Origin of the sequence: Vibrio aquaticus, from assembly GCF_003970385.1 — a bacterium.
GTDB lineage: Bacteria > Pseudomonadota > Gammaproteobacteria > Enterobacterales > Vibrionaceae > Vibrio > Vibrio aquaticus.
In genome coordinates, this window is record NZ_RXZH01000024.1 from 1 (window position 1) to 4,909 (window position 4,909).

Sequence of the window (4,909 nt, forward strand, 5' to 3'; positions counted from 1 at the left end):
CCTTTGTCGGTCAAGTTGGTTTCAGCCTTGTGGTTTGCTTCAGAAAACCAGTTAGAAATTGCAGTTCTTTCTCAAGTAAATCATGTGTTTGTGGTAAAACATAACAAACAATTCAACAGTGATTCGCAACGCTTGGCGCTCTCACTTCAGGTTGAATTTAGTGTTTACGGCGTAGTATTCAAGTTCAGTGTATGCGCTGCTCACACGTTAATTGGGCGTTATGACTCAATATGGAGATTGGTCGCAATAGAGTGTTTGATTGATTTGTGAGCAAGTTTGCTTTTGTTAGTATTCGGGAGCAGGCTTAACAATTTCAGGCTCTTAAAATGCTAGATACTTACTTGTCCAACACTAAAGCTCTTCTCATCGAGTTTGTTAAATATTATCTAGCAGCGGTTGTCGTTATTGGCCTGAAAGGTGAGCTATTCAATATCGCCTTAAGGGTTTGGTCTGATAACCAAATGTCTTTCTATGGTGGTGGTTTGTGGCAAATTACTTTGGTTTTAGCCTTCTTCATCACTTGCTGTGTCTTGTTTAATAAGTACTGCCCGGAATAGTCGTCAAAATTGCGTCATAACAAGCAATTCAAGCTGATTCGCAACGCTTGGCACTTTTGGTTTGAATCAGCTTTAGTGTTTACGGCACAATGCTTTAGGTAGGTGGCAGCGTTGCTCACAACTTAATTGGGCATTAGCTTAAACATGGAAGTAGTCATGAGAATGTTTAGTTTTTTATTCCATACAAACCAAAGTAAGATCGGATATGTAGTGAAATCATATCTCTTGCATGCTTGCGTAACTTTTCCTTTGGTACTTGGTGCGTATTACATCTGGGGTTCTGAATTCGCTGATCTCGACGGTAGGCAGGAATCGTCATTACTATTCTTGATTATTCTAGCTCCGGCTATAGAAACGCTTCTAATGGTTCCAATACTAAAGCTTATACAAATATTTAATTTTGATGTAGTGATGACTTCAGTAATTAGCGCGCTGACATGGGGAGTCGCACATACTTTAAACAGTGTGCTAAACGGCTTTGGTGTACTGTTTTTGTTCTTTGTACTCTCAATATCCTATTTAACTTGGCGTCAAAAATCATTTAAAGCGGCATTTTGGGTTACATTTGGTATTCATGCGTTAAATAATGCAGTGGTGTTTTTAAGCTAACAAACAATTTAAGCAGATTCACAACGCTTGTCGATCTGCATTCTAGGTTAAGTTCAGTGTTTTATGGCACAATGTTTTAGTTAAGTGGTCGCGTTGTTCACTACTTAATTGGGCGTTATGGCGCAGTCAGGCTTTGAAGTCAGTCGCAGCACTTCAATCACCATTCTCGATAGATTGTGCTAAAGCCTTAGAATTCAAATTGGCGTACGCATAGTGAGGTGAAGATGGACAAGGCAGAATTCATTCAAAAGCACTTAATTGAGAAGGGTGTTCCAGCAGATTTAACTAAGCCAACTGCATTTATTTGGTCTAAATACAAAGACCCTTCTCAGATACCTTTAGTTTTTCAATCGCCTGCAAAAATACTCATAACACATGGTTTATTTATGGGGCTACTATGGGGGGCGTTGATGTGGGTGTTTTTTTGGCATTCAGAGCCAGAAAATTGGGTAACTTATCTTGTATCATCATCTCTATTTGGTATTTGTATGGGACTTATCAACGTATTTCGCACTATTAAGGCTCGAAAGCTTTTGGGTGAAAAAAACTGGGAAAAATGGTGTCATCAACACTACAAGTAAAGCGCCATAACAAAGCGTTTAAGACGGATTCACAACGCTTGGCAGTTTTGGTTTGTTTCGGCTTAAGTGTTTACAGCACAATGGTTTAGGTTTGGTGGTCTGCGTTGCTCACCACTTAACGCGGCGTTAGCCGACTATCGTAGTTTCTAGGTATAAAAATGATTCCAATAAATAATTCAATTGTTTCCGGAGTGGCACTGTCGGAAATTAATGGTGAAACAAAGATGCTTCTAATGAAGCGAGTGAAAGGTGGCTTTTGGTGCCATGTCGCAGGTTCAATGGAAGAAGGTGAATTGCCTTGGCAAACCATCGTCCGAGAGTTTCAGGAAGAAACCCAGATTGAAGTGACAGAACTGTACAATGGTCAATTCTTAGAACAATTTTATGAGTCCTACTCGAACGTTATTGAAGTCATCCCAGTCTTTGTCGTTAAGTGCCAAGCGAATCAAGAAGTCGTTCTTAATCACGAACACACAGACTTTAAATGGTGTAGCTTAGAAGAGGCGCTAGAGTTATCGCCTTTTCCAACACAACATGCAGCATTTAAGCACGTTTGGGAGTATTTTGTAGACAAGCCTATTAGTGAGCTATGTCGTATAAAACTCGGCTAACAAGCAATTCAAGCTGATTCGCAACGCTCGGCACTTTCGGTTTCAACTTGTTTGGTGATTACGGTGCAGTGTTTTAGTAAGGTAGCAGCGTTGCTCACAACTTAATTGGGCGTTATGAAACAAGGAGAGTTCAGCAATTGAAGATACAAACAGATAGATTAGAAATGGTTCAAATTACTGCTGATGATTGGGGTTTATTCCAGTCTCTGAATCAAGACCCGGCAGTAATTAGCCTGTGTTTTGATGAACCATCACCTGAGGCTATTAAGGAAAGCTTTGAGTCGAGGCTTCCTGCCTGGAATAAAAGCTCTGATCATTGGTTGTGTCTGACCATGACTTTGAATGAGACCGGTGAAAAAATTGGCGTTACTGGCTTTCGAATAACTGAGGGTAAAGCTGAAGTTGGTTACCTAATTCTGCCTAAATATCATGGTCAAGGTTTCGGAACGGAGTCCCTAAAAGCTTTGCTTAAGTGGGCTTCAGAGAAACAAGGTATTCGAACGTTTGGTGCAATAGTGACTGAAGGAAATATTGGTTCAGAGAAAGTACTTACTAAAAGTGGTTTTTCTTTGAAAGAAGTCGTACCGGAAGCTTATGAAATAGGCGGTAAGTTGTACGCAGACCACATCTACAGCTACGAAAGTATTGTTTCATAACAATAAATTTAAGCAGATTCGCAACGCTTGGCACTTTCGGTTTGAATAAGCTTTAGTGTTTACGGCACAATGCTTCAGGTAGGTGGTAGCGTTGCTCACTACTTAATTTGGCGTTATGTTTAATTGTATTTCAAAGGCTTAAAGGTCTTAGGCTCTAGTTCTTTGTCCCTCTGGTAATTCGTCCCTAGTAGACTCAGCAAATCCGCATTGTCGGTCTAAGTTTCTGAATTTCTAAGCCCGTAAAACATGCCAATGTTCGTGGGTTGCTTCATTGTCAGGTCGTGGCGGTCGGCTTTTGGTTTAACTGGCTCAAAGTCGCTTTTAGGTTCTTAGCCAATTAGCATTTCAGCTTGGCAGTTGCCTCGGCAATTCAACATTGTTTTGCGCTTTGGTTGGAGAGATAGGGTGCTTGTTGGTGCTTTGTCGGGTTGCCTCATTGGTCAGGGAAGTGGGCTTACTTGTTTTAGGCTAGTCGCCTTTGTCGGTCAAGTTGGTTTCAGCCTTGTGGTTTGCTTCAGAAAACTGGCTTGAAATAGCAGTTCTTTCTCAATTAAGTCAGTAACTTGTGGTAAAACATAACAAACAATTCAACAGTGATTCGCAACGCTTGGCGCTCTCACTTCGGGTTGGATTTAGTGTTTACGGCGCAGTTTTTGGGTTCAGTGCTTACGCTGCTCACACGTTAATTGGGCGTTAGGCAAAGGGCAGAAAAGTTCTTAGTTCTAATCTTCTTGTTCCCTCTGGCAGTTCGTTTTTCGTAGTCGGCAATTCAGCATTGTCGGCTCAAGCCCTTGAATCTCTCCAACCGTAAAACATGTCAAAATTCGTGGGCTGCCTCATTGGTTTTCAGTGTTGGTCGGTGGTGAGTTTCACTGTCTTAAGGTGTGGAAAGGGCTAATTCAAAGAAGCTTTCGTATTCGCTGTCATTTCGCAGCTTGGAGTTTCTCAGGTTCAAAAGCTGCTCTGTCGCTGAAAGGCTGTGTTTCGTGTCTGTTGAAACCTCGGCTGTAACATAGTGACTTCAGTGGTTCTTGAATCACAAAAAGTCAGTGGGTGATTGGTTGCTTATCGTGTTTAAGGTATTCTGTTTTCAAACCAAGTTAGTGAGTACACAGAAAATTTGCCTAACAAACAATTCAAGCTGATTCGCAACGCTCGGCGCTTTCGGTTTCAATTGGCTTTGTGATTACGGTGAAGTGTTTGAGTGCTTTGGCAGCGTTACTCACAACTTAATTGGGCGTTATGAGCCACCATATCAAGGAAGGATATGATGTTAGATAAAGTTAGAGAAACCCTAGAAATCAATAATATTCAGTATGATGGGGAGAGTGATGTAGTTTACTGCAAGTTCCGTAAAGCTGGCTCGCAGGTAAAAATTTCCTACGATACCGAAAGCATGAGTTACAAGGTTTCTACCAATGAGTTTTTGCAATCCGTAAATGCAGCGTTTAGCTATGGTTTTGCTTTTGCTGCACCGTATATCTTTGATGGTGTTAGTTGGAGTTGGCTAATATCCGCATTATCTATTTTTTCGGGCACGATAGCAGTTACTCAACTACTGCTAACTCAATTCAAACTTCTAGACTTGAAGCAGCAACTAAGGCAGTCCGGCATCTACTTGAACTAGGCTCATAACAAAGCATTTAAGACGGATTCCCAGCGCTTGGCATTTTAGGTTTGCTTCAGTTTCAGTGTTTACGGCACAATACTTTAAGTGTAGTGGTCTGCGTTGCTCACCACTTAATGCGGCGTTAAGCTACAAACAGTCGAAAGGAATTGGTACTAGAAATGGAAAATCTGAATACAGTAGAAATAAAATCGTTTGTGCCCGCCAAAGATTTTGAGCTTTCGAAGCGCTTTTATCTGAGCATTGGCTTCGAACTCGCATCAGAATT

At 41.2% G+C, this 4,909-nt stretch carries 7 protein-coding genes and 1 pseudogene; all 8 read left to right on the plus strand.

The genetic code is table 11. The features are described 5' to 3' along the window. Nucleotides 1-270 (plus strand): hypothetical protein (locus EJ063_RS21170; RefSeq protein WP_244225219.1); only part of this gene is annotated, 270 nt, incomplete at its 5' end. 56 nt (nt 271-326) lie between these two features. Next, a complete protein-coding gene (locus EJ063_RS20110) occupies nt 327-557 on the plus strand; it encodes a hypothetical protein (RefSeq protein WP_126576052.1) in 231 nt (76 codons plus the stop codon). Between the two features lie 156 nt (nt 558-713). Beyond that, entirely contained in the window at nt 714-1,166 is a 453-nt protein-coding gene (locus EJ063_RS20115) for a CPBP family glutamic-type intramembrane protease (protein WP_069504745.1), read from the plus strand. 224 nt (nt 1,167-1,390) lie between these two features. Continuing rightward, a complete protein-coding gene (locus EJ063_RS20120) occupies nt 1,391-1,747 on the plus strand; it encodes a DUF6404 family protein (protein WP_126576053.1) in 357 nt (118 codons plus the stop codon). 158 nt (nt 1,748-1,905) lie between these two features. After that, the gene (locus EJ063_RS20125; protein ID WP_126576054.1) at nt 1,906-2,358 is read left to right on the plus strand and encodes an NUDIX hydrolase; all 453 of its coding nucleotides are present in this window, start codon (nt 1,906-1,908) and stop codon (nt 2,356-2,358) included. Between the two features lie 164 nt (nt 2,359-2,522). Then, on the plus strand, nt 2,523-3,014 hold the full coding sequence (locus tag EJ063_RS20130; RefSeq protein WP_126576057.1) for a GNAT family N-acetyltransferase: 492 nt from the start codon (nt 2,523-2,525) through the stop codon (nt 3,012-3,014). A gap of 1,267 nt (nt 3,015-4,281) precedes the next feature. After that, a complete protein-coding gene (locus EJ063_RS20150) occupies nt 4,282-4,641 on the plus strand; it encodes a hypothetical protein (RefSeq protein WP_126576056.1) in 360 nt (119 codons plus the stop codon). A 161-nt stretch (nt 4,642-4,802) separates the two neighbouring features. Next, nucleotides 4,803-4,909 (plus strand): annotated as a pseudogene (locus tag EJ063_RS21295) (VOC family protein); the annotation flags it as partial.

Bases quoted from the DNA above. Each gene is read 5' to 3' on its own strand.
- EJ063_RS20150 (WP_126576056.1), top strand. From the start codon at position 4,282: ATGATGTTAGATAAAGTTAGAGAAACCCTAGAAATCAATAATATTCAG.
- EJ063_RS20130 (WP_126576057.1), top strand. From the start codon at position 2,523: ATGGTTCAAATTACTGCTGATGATTGGGGTTTATTCCAGTCTCTGAAT.
- EJ063_RS20115 (WP_069504745.1), top strand. From the start codon at position 714: ATGAGAATGTTTAGTTTTTTATTCCATACAAACCAAAGTAAGATCGGA.
- EJ063_RS20120 (WP_126576053.1), top strand. From the start codon at position 1,391: ATGGACAAGGCAGAATTCATTCAAAAGCACTTAATTGAGAAGGGTGTT.
- EJ063_RS20110 (WP_126576052.1), top strand. From the start codon at position 327: ATGCTAGATACTTACTTGTCCAACACTAAAGCTCTTCTCATCGAGTTT.
- EJ063_RS20125 (WP_126576054.1), top strand. From the start codon at position 1,906: ATGATTCCAATAAATAATTCAATTGTTTCCGGAGTGGCACTGTCGGAA.